The sequence below is a fragment of the Chitinimonas violaceus genome, assembly GCF_052601015.1.
In genome coordinates this window covers 1-16,962 of the sequence record NZ_JBQXDJ010000075.1, presented here as the reverse complement: position 1 = coordinate 16,962, position 16,962 = coordinate 1, and the positions used below count along the sequence as shown (strand labels likewise).

Annotated in this window: 9 protein-coding genes and 1 pseudogene; 7 read left to right on the top strand and 3 right to left on the bottom strand. The window is 50.9% G+C overall.

Going from position 1 to position 16,962, the window contains the following annotated elements:
* Positions 1-112, top strand: a pseudogene (locus ACUHMQ_RS18005) (IS5/IS1182 family transposase); the annotation flags it as partial.
* A gap of 192 nt (positions 113-304) precedes the next feature.
* Here the strand turns inward: ACUHMQ_RS18005 and ACUHMQ_RS18000 are convergent.
* Positions 305-2,710, bottom strand: coding sequence for a phosphoketolase family protein (locus tag ACUHMQ_RS18000; RefSeq protein ID WP_445296844.1), 2,406 nt, complete (start codon positions 2,708-2,710; stop codon positions 305-307).
* 665 nt (positions 2,711-3,375) lie between these two features.
* Between ACUHMQ_RS18000 and ACUHMQ_RS17995 the strand changes: the two genes are divergently transcribed.
* The 4 genes from ACUHMQ_RS17995 to arcC are packed head-to-tail and all read left to right on the top strand — an operon-like array spanning position 3,376 to position 8,025.
* Positions 3,376-4,827, top strand: a complete 1,452-nt coding sequence (locus ACUHMQ_RS17995) for a basic amino acid/polyamine antiporter (protein ID WP_445296843.1) — start codon at positions 3,376-3,378, stop codon at positions 4,825-4,827.
* Between the two features lie 14 nt (positions 4,828-4,841).
* Complete coding sequence (locus ACUHMQ_RS17990; protein ID WP_445296842.1) at positions 4,842-6,059, top strand: arginine deiminase; 1,218 nt, start codon at positions 4,842-4,844, stop codon at positions 6,057-6,059.
* 22 nt (positions 6,060-6,081) lie between these two features.
* A complete protein-coding gene (gene argF / locus ACUHMQ_RS17985; protein ID WP_445296841.1) occupies positions 6,082-7,080 on the top strand; it encodes an ornithine carbamoyltransferase in 999 nt (332 codons plus the stop codon).
* 9 nt (positions 7,081-7,089) lie between these two features.
* Positions 7,090-8,025: a carbamate kinase gene (gene arcC, locus ACUHMQ_RS17980; protein ID WP_445296840.1), complete on the top strand. Its 936-nt coding sequence runs from the start codon at positions 7,090-7,092 to the stop codon at positions 8,023-8,025.
* A 172-nt stretch (positions 8,026-8,197) separates the two neighbouring features.
* Here the strand turns inward: arcC and ACUHMQ_RS17975 are convergent, their stop codons facing one another.
* Positions 8,198-9,037 (bottom strand): universal stress protein, encoded by an 840-nt coding sequence (locus tag ACUHMQ_RS17975; protein WP_445296839.1) that lies wholly within the window; start codon positions 9,035-9,037, stop codon positions 8,198-8,200.
* A 356-nt stretch (positions 9,038-9,393) separates the two neighbouring features.
* Here ACUHMQ_RS17975 and ACUHMQ_RS17970 point away from each other — a divergent pair, with 356 nt between their 5' ends.
* Complete coding sequence (locus tag ACUHMQ_RS17970) at positions 9,394-10,278, top strand: diguanylate cyclase domain-containing protein (protein ID WP_445296838.1); 885 nt, start codon at positions 9,394-9,396, stop codon at positions 10,276-10,278.
* A 462-nt stretch (positions 10,279-10,740) separates the two neighbouring features.
* Positions 10,741-13,428, top strand: a complete 2,688-nt coding sequence (locus ACUHMQ_RS17965) for an HAD-IC family P-type ATPase (RefSeq protein ID WP_445296837.1) — start codon at positions 10,741-10,743, stop codon at positions 13,426-13,428.
* A 195-nt stretch (positions 13,429-13,623) separates the two neighbouring features.
* Here ACUHMQ_RS17965 and mgtA read toward each other — a convergent pair whose 3' ends face one another.
* Positions 13,624-16,389, bottom strand: coding sequence for a magnesium-translocating P-type ATPase (mgtA, locus tag ACUHMQ_RS17960; RefSeq protein WP_445296836.1), 2,766 nt, complete (start codon positions 16,387-16,389; stop codon positions 13,624-13,626).
* Between the last annotated feature and the right edge of the window lie 573 nt (positions 16,390-16,962).

Below are 16,962 nucleotides of genomic sequence, written 5' to 3'. Positions count from 1 at the left end.
TGCGTGGTTGGAGAAGTGCCGTCGATTGTGGAAGAACTGTGAACGCAAGCTCGACACCAGCTTGCAATTCATTCAGTTTGCCTTTCTGACTCTTCTTCTGCGGAGACTTTGAACAGGTTCTAAGAACTGTTAGAACCTGTTCAAGATCTCGTAAAAACCTACTCTGGGTCTTCTAAACTAGGGGAAAACACCCTAAAAGTCGGCGCTTACAATGGGTAAACGTGCGTTTCAACGGTGATCCTAACCCTTTATTTCTCTAATTTTGGAGATCTTGAACAGATTCTTAGAAGAGGTATTACGAGATTTATGTAGTGTGCTGTGATGTGCTTACCACTTCCGACCAGCGCCAATCGGCTTCTTCAGGAAGGTCAACGCCATGCTCGAAGGCATAAGCTCGGCAAGTTGCCTGGCGATCTCGCATCATTTGTTTTATTGCAGCTCCGATTACGTTCAGTTTGGGTACCCGGTTAATTGCGTCAATGACCAGGCTGAAACGGTCGATCTCATTGCGTATTGCCAATTCGAGAGGAGTATCGATATTTCCCTTCTCTTTGTAACCACGCACATGCAAGTTTGAGTGGTTAGCCCTGCGATAAGTTAACCGATGGATCAGCCAGGGATAGCCATGAAAGTTGAAGATGATTGGCTTGTCGCGTGTGAACAAGCTATCAAAATCAGCGTCACTCAAGCCATGCGGATGCTCGCTGTTTGGTTGCAAGCGAAAAAGATCGACGACATTTATAAAGCGTATTTTCAGTGCTGGGAAATAGGTACGCAACATATGGGTAGCGGCTAATGATTCCTGAGTCGGTACATCACCACATGCGGCCATGACAAGATCGGGTTCGCTGCTTTCGTCATTACTAGCCCAGCGCCATATGCCTAGGCCGCGGGCACAGTGCAACGCTGCTGCTTGGGCATCGAGATACTGAAGATGTTTTTGCTTGTCAGCCACAATTACATTGATGTAGTTAGTGCTGCGTAGACAGTGGTCTGTGACAGCCAGCAGGCAATTTGCATCTGGCGGTAGATAGATACGAGTCACCTTGGGCGATTTGTTTACAACCACATCTAGAAAACCTGGGTCCTGATGCGAAAATCCGTTATGGTCTTGACGCCAAACGGTGGACGTAATCAGTAGGTTAAGTGAGCTGATGGGCGTTCGCCAATGTACCTTGTCGGCGATGTCTAACCATTTGGCGTGCTGGTTAAACATGCTATCGATCACATGTGAAAAGGCTTCATAGGTGGATAGCAACCCGTGGCGGCCAGTCAGCAAATATCCCTCTAGCCAACCTTCTAGCGTATGTTCCGACAGGTATTCCATGACCCGGCCAATGGGCGATAGAGCACCGCCGTCTTCGTCTGTCGCAAGCGTTTCCGACATCCATACCTTGCCCTCAGAAAATGTTGCCTGCAGCTTATTTGAGGCTGTTTCATCCGGCCCAAACAGGCGAAAGTTCGACGGATTCATCCGAATAACATCGCGTAATAGCCCACCAAGTGGTTCGGTGTTGCCTTCCAGGGTATGGCCTTCTTGTATTGGATCGACTGCATAGTCGGTCCAATTGGGAAGCTGTAAAGGGATGCGCAGCTGTCCACCATTAGCATGTGGGTTGGCACTCAAACGACGTTCGCCTTTGGGTAGCCAACTGATAATTTCTTGGCGAGGACGGCCATCTGGCTCAAATAATGTGGCTGGAGCATAGCTGAGAAGCCAGGATGCTAATTGCTGAAGGTGGGCGGCATTCTCTCTAACTGATGTCAAGGGGACTTGGTGCGCGCGCCATGTCCCAGCAATGACATGGCCATCCACCTCGGCAGGACCTGTCCAGCCCTTGGGGCTTCGGAGGATAATCATCGGCCAACACGGGCGCTCAGTAGTCTTGCCGGTCCGTGCAGATGTCTGAATATGGCGTATAAGCGCGACACATTCGTCCATAACCGCAGCCATGCGTTGGTGCATAAGGTTGGGATCGTCACCTTCAACGAGGACCGGACGCCAACCATAACCTTGAAATAGGTTTAGTAGTTCCGTTTCGGGAATACGTGATAGTACGGTTGGATTGTTAATCTTGTAGCCGTTCAGATGTAAAACCGGTAGCACTGCACCATCACGCGCTGGATTGAGGAATTTATTGCTGTGCCACGCCGTTGCTAATGGCCCAGTTTCTGACTCCCCATCACCTACAACAACTGTGACAAGCAGATCCGGGTTGTCAAATGCCGCACCAAAAGCATGTGACAGGCTGTAGCCCAACTCACCTCCCTCGTGAATCGATCCTGGCAATTCGGGCGTGCAATGACTGCCAATGCCACCAGGGAAGGAGAATTCGGTGAAAAAGCGCTGCATACCTTGAATACTCTGCCCCTTGTCTCGGTATATCTCGCCATAGCGTCCTTCCAACCAACATGGCGCTAGGACACCTGGTGCGCCATGGCCGGGCCCTGCTAGGAAAATTGCGTTGAGGTCGTCGCGGGCGACCACTCGGCTCAGATGTGTCCAAATAAAGCTCAACCCGGGGCTTGTGCCCCAATGCCCCAACAGACGTTCTTTAATATGCTCAGGTATGAGCGGTTGCTGCAAAAGCGGATTGGCTCGTAAGTAGATCATGCCAGCAGCAAGGTAATTACAGGCGCGCCAGAAACTGTTTATCTGTTGCAGTTGGTCGGCTGAAAGCCCTGTTGAAATTTGGGTCATGGCGATCATCTCCGATATATATGCACCAAATGATGCGTTACCCATAACTTACGCTGTCTGATTACCGTATACCTTGACCTTGAACAAAGAAAGGCAATGTTTGCAAGGTAAACTTTTGTTCCAGTTATCGACTATGCCGTACAGTGAAAGGTTGCACCTAGTAAAGCTGGGATGTGTTTATCAAACATCTAAGCCATCAGTGAGCACCGGCTCGATGGGATAGTCCCAAGGAAGTTACGAGCAGACTTGTCATAGTGTGCTTACAAAGAATAGTACTGCTTGAATATCACAGTCCCTGTCGGTAATGACGACCACGGACGGTGTTTCCCTGCTGGGCATTAGCCCTTTCCAGATCCAGCCATCTGCCGAGAGAAACCTAACGAGTTGCCCAGACCATTGAGCGTGGCACGGACTTTGGTACATGGTTGGTATCGGCTACGTCCAAGAGTTGTTGTGCTGCTTGTTCTCTTGTGCTCGCATGATGGTGGTGTTCATCACGGCGTATCTGTCAGCCATTCTCTCAGCCAATGTTCGGATTCATTGATCTGTTAATCCACCTGTAGTCTGGACACTTCCTTGCGCTAGATCAAAGACAATGTCGTGCAACTTATTAGAATGTAATAACACTATGTGTTTAGGGAGAGAAACGTATTGCCTTAATGCGGCTTTGTCCCTTGGGAAAAAACAGCATGAATACAACCCCCCCTTCAGTAACACCAGCGCCAAACACGCTCAGCTTTAGCCTACTCGTTGCGGTCGTTGTAGGTTCGATCCTTGGCGGTGGTATTTACGATTTGCCACAAAATATGGCTTCTAAGGCTGGTGCAGGTGCAAACCTAATCGGTTGGACTATCACCGGTATCGGCATGCTCATGCTTGCGCGTACTTACCAAATACTGGCCCTGCGTAAGCCCGAGTTAGATAACGGCGTGTATGCCTATGCTCAGGCGCTTTCTGGCGAATATGTGGGCTTCAATTCAGCATGGGGCTACTGGGTTAGCGCCTGGGTAGGAAACGTTGGCTATTTGGTAGCGGCATTTGGGGCGCTTGGCTATTTCTTTCCGGCGTTTGGTGATGGGAACTCGCCCTTTGCCATTCTTGGTGCATCCATTGCACTCTGGGTTGTCCATATGCTGGTACTGAGAGGCATACATGGTGCGGCAATTCTCAATGGTGTAGTGACATTGGCAAAAGTTATTCCACTAGTGCTGTTTATTGTACTAGTTGCAGCAGCATTTCAACCCGATGTGTTCAAGCTTAACTTCTGGGGCAGTGTGGAACTTGGTTCTTTATTTGATCAAGTCAGAAGCACGATGCTGATTACGGTTTGGGTCTTTATCGGCATAGAGGGCGCAAGTGTTTATTCGGCTCGAGCTCGCAGGCGAGAAGACATTGGACGTGCCACAGTATTGGGTTTTCTGATCTGTCTGTTACTGATGATGGCAGTTTCGGTGCTATCGCTGGGTATTTATACGCAGCCGGAATTGGCAAGGCTCAAGACTCCATCCATGGCTGGTGTGCTCGAAAGGGTGATCGGTACGTGGGGCGCTGTCGTAGTGTATGTAGGTTTGCTTCTTTCCGTCGGGGGCGGCTTTCTAGCCTGGACACTCCTTGCAGCAGAATCACTGTTTACGCCTGCGCAGGGGGGTGTCATGCCACGCTGGTTGACCAGACAAAACGCAAAAGGGGTTCCCGCCAATGCCATGTGGTTGACCAACGGCATGGTACAGATCTTCCTAATAGTGACCCTTTTTTCCAAAGCGTCATATCTGGCGCTCATATCCCTCTCCACCGCGATGATTCTCGTCCCCTATCTACTTAGCGCTGCCTATAGCCTGCTCTTGGTATGGCGTAGCGAAGGGGTAAGTATGGCCTTTAGAAGAAGTGATTTTCCTGTGACGGTATTAGCAACAGGATATTGCCTGTGGCTTCTCTACGCAGCAGGCCTCAAGTATCTGCTGCTGGGGTCCTTGCTTTATGCACCAGGGGCAGCGTTCTACCTGCTCGCAAAAAAGCAGCGCGCAGAACAGCCATTTTCCCGCTTTGAATGGGGGGGGCTGGCATTGCTACTACTGTTGGCTGCGGTAGCAGTTTATCTGTTGTCAACGAATAAACTTGGCTTATAAGAATGGAAGTCACCATGTCTACAGGTGTGTACTCAGAAATAGGGCGGCTACGTCGAGTCTTAGTGTGCCGGCCAGGTCTTGCTCAAAAACGACTTACTCCTGCCAACTGCCGCGAATTGCTCTTTGACGATGTATTGTGGGTCTCACAGGCGCGCAACGATCATGATGTCTTCACAAGTGCAATGATTGAGCGTGGTGTCGAAGTATTGGATCTGCACGATTTGTTGGCTGATACGGTTACCAACCCCGCAGCACGTGCTTGGCTGCTCGATCGCAAGCTTGCGGGTGGTTTTGTGGACCAGGAGCTTGCTGGACAACTACGCCCTTGGTTGGAAGCATTGCCGCCAAAGCAACTGACCGACTATATGATTGGTGGGCTCACTCATGCGGAATTGCCTTTTGAGGCGGAAGGGCTGCTGGCCAAGTGTACAGGCTACCAGGGTCTATTGTTGCCGCCACTGCCCAACGCTCTATTTATGCGCGATAGCAGCGCCTGGGTGTTTGATGGCGTAATACCCGGCCAGATGTATTGGCCTGCTCGTCGACAGGAAACATTGCTGACAATGGCGGTTTATCGTTTCCATCCTCTGTTTGCAGGTCTTACAAAAATTTGGCAAGAAGATATGGGGTATCAACAGGACATTACCTCACTTGAAGGTGGTGACGTCATGCCGATTGGAAAAGGTATCGTTCTGATAGGCATGGGCGAGCGGACCTCGCCTCAGGCAGTCAGCCAGCTGGCTCGTACCTTGTTCGCCAAAGGTGCAGCGAGCCTTGTGCTAGCTGCGCAGATACCCAAGTGCCGTGGTGCAATGCATTTGGATACCGTGTTCACCTTTTGTGATGTGGATCTGGTGACCATTTTCCCAGAAATGGTCAATGCAATAAGAGTGCACAGCATTCGGCCGGGTACGAAGGAGGGTACGCTGGATGTACGTACAGAACAGCAGCCATTCCTGGATGTCGTCGCACAAGCATTGGGGTTGGCAAAATTGCGGGTGGTGGCAACGGGTGGTGATGCTTTCGAGGCTGAGCGTGAGCAATGGGATGACGGCAATAACCTGCTTGCTCTAGCTCCGGGCGTAGTTATGGCTTATAGCCGCAATACTTATACCAACACACTGCTGCGCAAAGCGGGTGTTGAAGTCATCACCATTCCGGGTGGTGAACTAGGTCGTGGTCGTGGTGGGAGCCATTGCATGAGTTGTCCCATCGAACGCGATCCAATCTAGTCCATCCCTCCAGGAAAATATCATGAGCTATAACCTCCGCAACCGAAGCCTGTTGGACTTAAAGGATTTCTCACCGAGGGATATCCGTTTCCTGCTGAACTTGGCAGCAGAACTCAAGCGTGCAAAGTGTGCAGGAATTGAACATCCACGTTTGAAAGGTAAAAATATTGCATTGATTTTCGAAAAAGCCTCGACAAGAACGCGCTGCGCTTTCGAAGTCGCGGTGCATGATCAAGGTGGCCATGTTACCTACATTGACTCTGAAGGTTCGCAACTGGGCCACAAGGAGTCACTCAAAGATACGGCACGTGTTCTGGGCCGAATGTATGACGGCATTGAATACCGGGGGTTTCACCAAAGCGTCGTGGAGGACCTCGCGCGATTTTCTTGCGTACCTGTCTGGAACGGTCTGACCGATGAAGCGCATCCAACGCAGGTCTTGGCTGATTTACTGACGATGGAGGAATTTGGTGAACGCCCACTGCGCGAACTATCGTTTTGCTATCTGGGCGATGCCCGTTTCAACATGGGATGCTCGTTGTTGATCGGTGGCACTCAAATGGGCATGGACGTGCGTATCGCGGCACCTACCAATCTGCAGCCACCTGTTGAACTAGTGGCGCAAATGCGCGAATTGGCGCGTACAACCGGTGCTCGCATTACGATCGAAACGGATCCGAGGATAGCCGTAGCAGGCGCTGATTTCCTCGATACCGACGTTTGGGTTTCGATGGGTGAACCAGAGGCAGTCTGGAAAGAGCGTATCGACCAACTACTACCCTATCAGGTAACCACAGCGCTAATGCAGGCGACAGGTAAGCCGCATACGCGTTTCATGCATTGCCTGCCCGCTTTTCATAACCTGGAAACTGAAATCGGCCGGCAGGTTTATGAACGCTTCGGTCTTGCGGAAATCGAAGTGACAGACGAAGTATTCGAATCCGAAGCATCCATCGTATTCACTCAAGCTGAAAACCGTATGCACACCATCAAGGCGGTCCTGGTTGCCACGCTTGCATAAGAAAAGTCCATGAAAATTGTTGTTGCATTGGGCGGCAACGCCTTACTCAAGCGCGGGCAGTTGTTAAGTGCGCAGAATCAACTGGAAAATATCCGTTGTGCAGCCGCTCAGATTGCTCGCTTGGCACATGAGCACACGTTGCTAATCACCCATGGCAATGGACCTCAGGTTGGGTTGCTTGCTTTGCAAGGTGCAACCTATGGCGTCGTGCCACCCTACCCCATGGATGTGCTTGGTGCCGAAACTGAAGGCATGATCGGTTATCAGCTAGAGCAAGAGGTTGCCAATCTGCTGCCTGCCGAGTGTACCGTTGCCACGCTGTTAACACGGGTAGAGGTTGATCCGAACGACCCAGCTTTTACACATCCTACGAAGCCAATTGGACCGGTCTATACACGGGATGAGGCTTATCATCTCAACGCAGATAGAGAATGGACGATGGCAGCCGATGGCGCAGGCTTTCGCCGCGTAGTTGCCTCTCCCCAGCCACTGCGTATTGTCGGGTTGGCCCCAATTCGATGGTTACTGGATCATGGTGCCGTTGTGATTGCTGCGGGCGGTGGTGGTATCCCCGTGACGCGAATTTCAGGTAGCCACAAATTACAAGGTGTCGAGGCTGTAATTGACAAAGACTTGTGTAGCAGTCTGCTGGCGCAAAACCTGGATGCCGACTGTTTGATCATCGCAACCGATATAGAAGGCGTATATCTTGATTGGCAGCAGCCTAATCAGCGAGTGTTGAAGAATGCATCACCTGCATTGCTTTGTGCCGAGTCATTTGCGACGGGCTCCATGGCGCCTAAAGTCCAGGCCGCGTGCCAATTCGTTCAAGCAACAGGTAAGAGGGCCGTTATCGGCCTATTGGACCAGATAGAGGAAATGCTGGCAGGCACTGCTGGTACCCTGATCACCCCCGACCTTGCCAAGCCATGTAAACACAGATGAGACTCCCATCCTTTATCAGCATTGGCAGCTAGTGTTTTAGGGCACCCCACTTGTTGTTATCGTCTGGCCCGTTCGAAACAGGACCGATTGCGAACAGCTTGACAGTACAAAAGCTTGTTGGCGCTTACGGTTGATAGTAGAACGGGCGATCCAGGTATTTGGAAGTAGGCAATTAGTGAGACAGTAGTACAGGGACAGTCATTGTCTGCAATATGGTTCGGCTCGTGCCGCCCAATACCAATTCCAGCAACCGCGAATGCCCATATAGTCCCATTACGATCAGGTCCACATTCATATCCGCTGCTGAATTCAGCAAGGTATTACCAACATTGCGGCTCAAGCCTGACTCGCGCTTCACCTCGACGTTTATGGCATGCCGAGCCAGAAAAACTGCAATATCCGCACCAACCACTTCGCCATGTCCATGCTCGCTGACCTGAGGATTGACGATCATAACTGTTACTTGCTGAGCGCGTGCCAATAGTGGCAATGCATCGGCAACCGCTCTTGTTGCTTCGCGTCCCGCATCCCAGCCAATCAAAATATGATGGCCAGGTAAATCGAATTCACCTGCGTAGGGCAATACCAGCACAGGCTTACCTGAGCCAAGAACAATTGCTTGCGGTAAGCCGGATGGCGTATTTCGCCCTAGATACTTGCGATCATCCTGTCCTAGGATCGTCAGATCATGATACCGGGCATTGACACAAGCTGTGTTGATGGCAGAGCCGATATATTGGCGCCACTCGGTTTGTACGCCATCAACCTGTTTTGCCTCTTGTTCAAATATTGCACGCGCTTTGGCAGCATCAACCTCTAGGTTGCGCTGCAGAATGTCGTAGACCTCGGGTACACGGTCACCATTGAAACCGATAACTTCGCTTGGGCGATCTGTCACATACAACCCTGTTAGTCGTGCGCCATGCTGCTGAGCTAACTTGAGTGCAAAACTGACATGTTTTGCTACTCGTGGTCCACTATCTACGAGAACCAATACACTCTTGTAGCTCATGTTCTTGCCTCCTGTTATGTTTACGCCTCTGTTTTACCCTCAATAAAGCCATTTGGATTTGATCAAGATCAAGTTTGCGATATTGAAGAAAGTGCGAAGAACAACTGGAGCCCATTCCATGCACCGGATTCAGATTAGGATCCATTTCTGATATGTAAAGCGGGGGTATGACCGTATGTCTCCCACCATTCAAGTCAAGGTGGTAGAGGATATCTGCAGCTGTAATTTAGTTGTATAACTAACAAACTTGGAGAATAGGAAAAGCTCAGTATTGCAACTGCTGATCCAGACATCACATTTGGCAAAGAAAACCGATGTTTACAGCACTACTGATGTAGATACATGCGAGGGGTCCCATGAAGCGGACAGCGCAAAAACTACTGATTCGGGCCTTTGTCACCGCGGCAAATGCAGTCATGATTACAGACCGATATGGCCATATCGTGTGGGTAAACAAAGCATTGTGTCGTCTTAGTGGTTTCAACGAGGATGAGCTGCTCGGCAAGACACCTAATATATTGCGTTCCGGCGTCCAAAGCGCAGCATTCTATCAAGTGCTCTGGGAAACTATTCTTGCTGGTCAACCCTGGCAAGGCGAGTTGGTTGAACGAAGCAAGGATGGAACGCTCTTTACTGTCAACCAGATTATCACGCCATTATTTGATGATGAGGGGGCCATTACTCATTTTATTGCCATTCAACATGATATGACTTCGCAGGGTAATGAGCGCGAAAAAATAAAACACCTTGCGTACCATGATAGTTTGACTGGTTTGGCTAATCGACAGTACTTCCTTGATATGCTGGCTAGCGCCATTGATGCTGCAGCCAAGCAGCATAAGATGCTTGCAGTAATGTTCCTGGACCTAGACCACTTCAAATCGGTAAATGATAATCTTGGCCATGCTATTGGCGACAAACTGTTGATTGCCGTCGCGGGACGACTTTTAGGTGCGGTTAGAAAATCTGACCTAGTAGCTCGATTAGGTGGCGATGAATTTACTGTGCTCGTGACAGACTTGGCGGACATTAATGATGTGAAAGCTATAGCGAACCAGTTGGTGACAGCCATCAGCCAACCCTTCGTCTTTGATCAATTGCAAGTCCTTACCCATCCCAGTATTGGTATAAGCCTCTATCCCCGCGATGGAAGTTCAGCAGACGAATTGCTTGCCAAGGCAGATGCGGAAATGTACCGCGTCAAAGCACAGGGTGGGAGCGGGTGGCGATTGGACACTTAGGACTGAACGACAGTGAACCCATTAGTCTCGTATCTCTAGCGCAATTGCATAACTATCATTCGGCCGCTAATTCACTCATCTCAGACGGAAAGCCAATTGCTGCATGCCCTAGTTACTGACATGCTATTCATCAATTTATTTAGTGTGCATCAGGACGATAGCAAATTCTGTTGCCAAACTGTGGCAATCTAAGTTTCTTCCATGCAGTGACGCATTTCGTCCTCTTCGTAAATAATATGGAATAAAGATCAATCGGACTTCACAATCACCCGAGGTGATTCACTGTACGCCTATTTAAATCTAGTGCAGAACTCGCAGTTGCTGACGCGATCATAATGGTATGTGCGCCATTTCTTAGTCTGGATTGATTGTGAATTAGCGCCAACTCGTGGAGCTATTGATGATGGTAATAGCTACTGATATCTATTCAATTCAGCGCAGAGCTGTGAGGAAAAACTGGTCATGTCTGATTGGCACGCCCTACAAGCGACCCAGGTGACAGAGCTGCTCAAGGTCGATCCAGATAAGGGACTTGATGATCATGACGCCTCTGAACGATTGCGCACTCATGGTCCCAATCGACTGAACTGCCGGTCCGAGCGTAGCCCCCTATTACGGTTTGCCACGCAAATCCTCCAACCAATGATTCTGGTACTGATAACCGCAGGTACGGTTACTGTCCTACTTGGTGAATGGGTCGAAGCTAGCGTGATCTTTGGTGTTGTGCTGATTAATGCACTGGCTGGCTTCATCCAAGAGGGAAAAGCTGAGGCTGCCTTAATGGCACTGGCAGAGTCGGTGGCTACTGAAACCACAGTGGTCAGAGACGGTACACATCGCAAGCTAAATGCCATAGAGATTGTTCCCGGCGATTTGGTTGTACTTGCAAGTGGCAATAAAGTACCGGCCGACCTACGCCTGCTCGCCAGTAAAGCGCTTCGTACTATTGAAGCAACCCTAACGGGTGAATCTGCAGCGGTGAGCAAAAGTACGGCAGTGCAGCTAATCGATACACCATTGGCAGAACGGCAGAATATGGCTTTCGCTGGCACTTTGGTGGTGGGCGGCCAGGGTATAGGGGTTGTTACTGCCACAGGCGTTAGTACGGAGACTGGGCGGTTATCCCAGCTAATCTCGCAGGCACCAGTACTAACAACACCATTGATGCGCAAAATGAACTTGCTCATCAAGCATCTGCTGCTGGTGATTCTAGTCTTGGCTGCACTCTCCTTTGCCATCGGTGTACTACGTGGGGAGGCAACCTTCGACATGTTCATGGCGGCCGTTGCACTGGCGGTAGGTGCAATTCCGGAAGGATTACCGGCAGCGATGACTATTACCCTGGCTATCGGTGTAGCCCGCCTGGCCAAACATCAAGCAATTATTCGCAAGTTGCCCGCGGTCGAGACCTTAGGTAGTACCACGGTTATCTGCTCCGACAAAACTGGCACATTGACCGAGAACGCCATGACAGTCCGTGAGATCTGGGCGGGCATGACCAGTTTTTCCGTAAGCGGGCAGGGTTATGAGCCGTCTGGCGGCATTGTCAATGTCGAGCAACCTGCCACTGTCAGTGGTGCGCTGCGTGAGGTCCTGTTGGCAGGTGTGCTCTGTAATGATGCACGTTTACTTCGCGAAGGCCAGAACTGGACAGTGGCAGGGGATCCCACTGAGGCAGCGCTGTTGGTAGCGGCACGCAAAGGAGGCTTGGACGATACCACGCTGAACACGATTTTTCCCCGGTTGGACGAGCTACCCTTCGATCCAGACCGTCAATACATGGCCACCCTGCACGAGATTGAAGGCATACAAGTTATCTGTGTTAAAGGCGCTGTAGAGAAACTCCTACCTGCTTGTACCAGCATGCTGGATAGCCAAGGCCATGAGTTACCGCTGGTCTCAGGGGTTATCCAAGCAACAGCAACTCGGATGGCAGATGATGGCTTGCGGGTGTTGGCATTGGTACGCTCCGAATTGGGTCCCAATCAACAACTCGAACATGCCAATATTGGGTCTGGGCTGGTGTTTCTTGGCCTTGTTGGCATGCTCGACCAGCCCAGGCCTCGTGCCATTGCTGCGGTACGTACCTGCTACGCGGCAGGCATTCGCGTGAAGATGATTACTGGCGATCACCCTGGAACAGCAAGAGCTATTGCTCGCCAATTAGGCATCATCGGGTACGACGGCCAAGCGCTGACTGGTGGCGAACTGGCATGCCTAGATGAGTCCGCTTTGCGCAAAGCTGTCATCGCTGTTGATGTATTCGCCCGCGTCGAGCCTGAGCAGAAGTTGCGACTGGTGAGGGCTTTGCAAGCCAATGGCGAGGTAGTTGCCATGACAGGTGATGGAGTAAACGATGCACCAGCACTCAAGCAAGCAGATATTGGCATCGCCATGGGCTTAGGTGGGACCGAAGTGGCTAAAGAGGCTGCCGCGATGGTTCTTACTAATGACAACTTCGCCACTATCGAAACCGCTATCAAGGCGGGGCGCGGTATCTATGACAATCTAATCAAGTTTTTAGTCTGGACTATTCCGACCAACGCTGGCGAGGGGTTAGTAATCTTCACTGCCCTCTGTACCGGCACAACGCTGCCCATCACACCATTGCAGATTCTGTGGATCAATATGACTACGGCTATCCTACTTGGGCTGATGCTTGCATTTGAGCCGGTCGAGCGTGGCATCATGCAACGCCCACCGCGACTACCAACAGCCCCAGTGCTTGAGCGAGAACTAATCCTCCGCATTCTCATGGTCGGGTTTATGCTGCTGCTTGGTGCCTTTGGCATGTTTGAGTTGGCGCTGTATTGGGGTCACTCTTTGCCAGTTGCACGTACCATTGCCTGTAATGTCTTCGTGATGGTGGAAATTTTTTATCTATTTAATTGTCGATCCCTCACTCAGCCATGTTGGGTTAATGGCTGGTTTACAAACCAATGGATATGGATTGGCAGCGGTACTATGTTGTTGCTGCAATTAGCCTTTACATACCTCCCAATCTTTAACCAAGTCTTCCAGACAGCCCCGATTGAGATGCTGGACTGGGTATCCATATGTACGTATTCCACTTGCTGTGCTCTTATAGTCGAGGTGGAAAAGCATTGGCGCTTAGCCCAAAGGAAACCTCACAAGCCTGTCCACCCCTAGACAAAAATTCATACGGTGTTGCCTACAGTCTGTCTTGGAGTTTTTTATTCAACCGATGACAGCAGCAATTACGAATCAGAGTAAAGCTAAGAAGATAACTAGTTGAGTAGCCAGAAGGAGTCTCCCCCTGGCTCTCGCGCAACCCTTAGAACCTATCGGGTTGTTTGCCTATGTCGGGATTTTCGGCGGTTCTGCCTATTGCCAACCCCAGCGGCGACGGTAAATGCCCTTCATGGCCTGCGTGAGCCCCATATATGCCAGCATGATCAGCGGCAGGAATACAAAGTACAGCGGTGGTAGTGCCTGCAACTTGAAGTAATGTGCCAACGGCCCCATCGGCAGGAAGATGCCGACCGCTATGATGATGCCAGTCATCACCAGTAGCGGAGTGGCAGCCCGACTCTGGATGAAGGGTATCTGCGGCGTGCGGATCATGTGCACGATCAGGGTTTGGGTCAGCAACCCGACGATGAACCAGCCGGACTGGAATAGCGTTTGCTGTTCGGGAGTCTGTGCGCCAAACACAAACCACATCACCGCGAAGGTGGTGATGTCGAACACGGAACTGATCGGTCCGAAAAATATCATAAAGCGCCCGATGTCCTCCGTATGCCAGTGCTGCGGTTTTTGTAGCAGCTCTTCATCAACATGATCAAATGGGATAGCAATCTGCGAGATGTCATACAGCAGGTTCTGTACTAACAGGTGCATAGGCAGCATCGGTAGGAACGGAATAAAGGCAGAGGCAACCAGCACTGAAAGTACATTGCCGAAATTGGAACTGGCTGTCATCTTGATGTACTTGAGCATGTTGGAGAAAGTGCGGCGACCTTCCCGTACGCCTTCCACCAAAACCAACAGACTCTTTTCCAGCAGAATAATGTCGGCTGCCTCCTTGGCGATGTCCACTGCCGTGTCGACCGAAATGCCGATGTCGGCCGCATGTAGTGCCGGGGCATCGTTGATGCCGTCACCCATGAAGCCGACCACATGGCCATTGGTCTTCAACACGCGCACGATGCGTTCCTTGTGTAAGGGTGTGAGCTTGGCAAAGACGTTGTGGCTCTCTACAGCCTCCGTCAGTGCCTGGTCACTCATACACTCGATGTCACTGCCCAATAGCACCCCTTGCTGGGCCAAACCCACCTCGCAGCAAATCTTGGCTGTTACCAGTTCGTTGTCACCGGTTAGTACCTTGACTGTAACGCCATGCTCGGTCAGCGCCTTGAGTGCCGGTGCAGTAGAGTCCTTCGGTGGATCGAGGAATGCCACGTAGCCAATCAGGGTCAGCTCGCACTCGTCGGCGAGGCTGTAGCTGTCCTGAGTCGAGGAGCCCTTCTTGGCGGCCACGGCGACGACACGTAAACCTTCTTCATTGAGGCTGACCGTCACTGTATGGATATGCGTCCGCAGTTCAGGCGTAAGCGGTTCGATTGCATCACCATGGCGCACCTGAGTACATATTGATAGGATCTCCTCGACTGCTCCCTTTGTGATAAGTAAATGGTGTTCATCGTGCTTTTCCACTACCACCGACATGCGGCGGCGAGTGAAATCAAATGGAATTTCATCAACCTTGCGGAAGTTGTTGGCAGGTTCCAGCTCGCGATGCACTTCGGCATGTTCTAGAACAGCGACATCCAGCAAGTTCTTGAGGCCGGTCTGGTAGTAACTGTTGAGGTAAGCTAATTCAAGTACTTCATTCGACTCATCACCCCATACATCGACATGCCGCGCCAGGAAAATCTTGTCCTGTGTCAGCGTACCGGTCTTGTCGGTACACAGAATATCCATTGCGCCAAAGTTCTGGATCGCATCCAACCGCTTGACGATGACTTTCTTGCGTGACAGGAATTCTGCGCCCTTGGCCAGCGTCGAGGTAACGATCATAGGCAGCATTTCGGGTGTCTGACCCACTGCAACAGACAGTGCGAATAGCAGTGCCTCCATCCAGTCACCCTTGGTGAAGCCGTTGATGAAGAGTACCAACGGTGACATCACTAACATGAAGCGAATGAGCAGCCAACTCAGCTTGTTCACGCCAGATTGGAATGATGTGGGCGCGCGGTCAGTGGTGGTAATGCGACTGGCCAACGTGCCAAAGTAGGTACTGTTGCCGGTGCCAAGTACTATGGCCATTGCCGAACCGGACACCACATTGGTACCCATGAACAGAAGGTTGTCGAATTCCAGTGGGTTGGCTGCCTCAACATCACACAGGGCAGCGAATTTCTCGACCGGCATTGACTCACCTGTCATCGCCGCTTGCGACACAAATAAGTCCTTGGCAGTCAGTACGCGGCAATCGGCCGGGATCATGTCACCCGCCGATAGCACGATCACATCGCCCGGTACCAGAAACTTTATCGACAGTTCAACACGTTGTGCTGATTTGCTGTGCGGATGTGCGCTAGACGCGGCTTCCGCTTTCAGCGAGATGCCTTCGGACAGGTTTCGACGAATAACTGTAGCAGTATTGCTAACCATCGCCTTCAGCGCATCAGCGGCCTTATTTGATTTGCCTTCCTGCCAGAAGCGCAGAAATGTAGAGAGCACCACCATCATGCCAATAACGAGCGCACCCTTCATGTCGTCCGTCACATAGGACACGATAGCCAGCAACGTCAGTAGCAGATTGAAGGGGCTGCAGTAACAGTGCCACAGGTGTATCCACCACAGCAGTTGCTTCTCATGTTCGATCTCATTAAGACCAACGCGCGCGCGGACAACCTCGGCTTGCACCTCTGATAGGCCGTCATTATGGCTACCAAGCTGTTTGAGCAGTGCCTCGACGTTGGAGGTTGCTGCCTCAACCAGAGCCTTAGTTAGTGAGGCGGGAACCTCTTGGCTCTCACCGGTCTGCGTTAGAGTGTTCAGCGGTGCTGAGCGACGAAAATGTCGGGCAATATGGCGAGTGCGAAGAAACTCCACGAATAATTCTTTCAGGATGGTGAAGTTCATTTATTTCTCCTTGTCTCCACTATCCCGAATTCATCAAGTCGAAGGTGGGCTACTGTAAGGATGGGAAGAGAGGGGCAGGACGATCCGACGGTTAAATTCGATTCCTTGGGGGTTAGCATCCAACTTTGGAAAGCGAAAAACCGTTGAGGCAATCTTTTTCTCAACTTCAGTCCAACTGTAAACGCACAGGCGCCCAAGTCAGTTCGTCATAACATCCCTAGCTGGAAATACTCTGCTGGAAACTATCACCAATTGAAGAAATTGCCGCCAGGTTAATTTTTCCTTCGCGGCTGAATGAGCCTGATGAAGTCTTCCTGCGTGGCCTCTTGCAAATGTAAGCCACTCAGACAGCCAAATAGAAAAAAATGAGCATTTTTCAAGCTAATTACGTGTGTAACTTTAAGAGCAGTCTGATTTTTAGCTTCACAACGCTAATTACAAAGGGGGGGTAATCCCCCCATTTTTAAGGGGAGTCAGAAGTAGCGCTATGCGACCATGGCCAGCCGCTGTATTGGGGTAATACCGCCCAAGGCCATGTTAGGGCGTTCGTGATTGTAGAACCAGATCCAATCC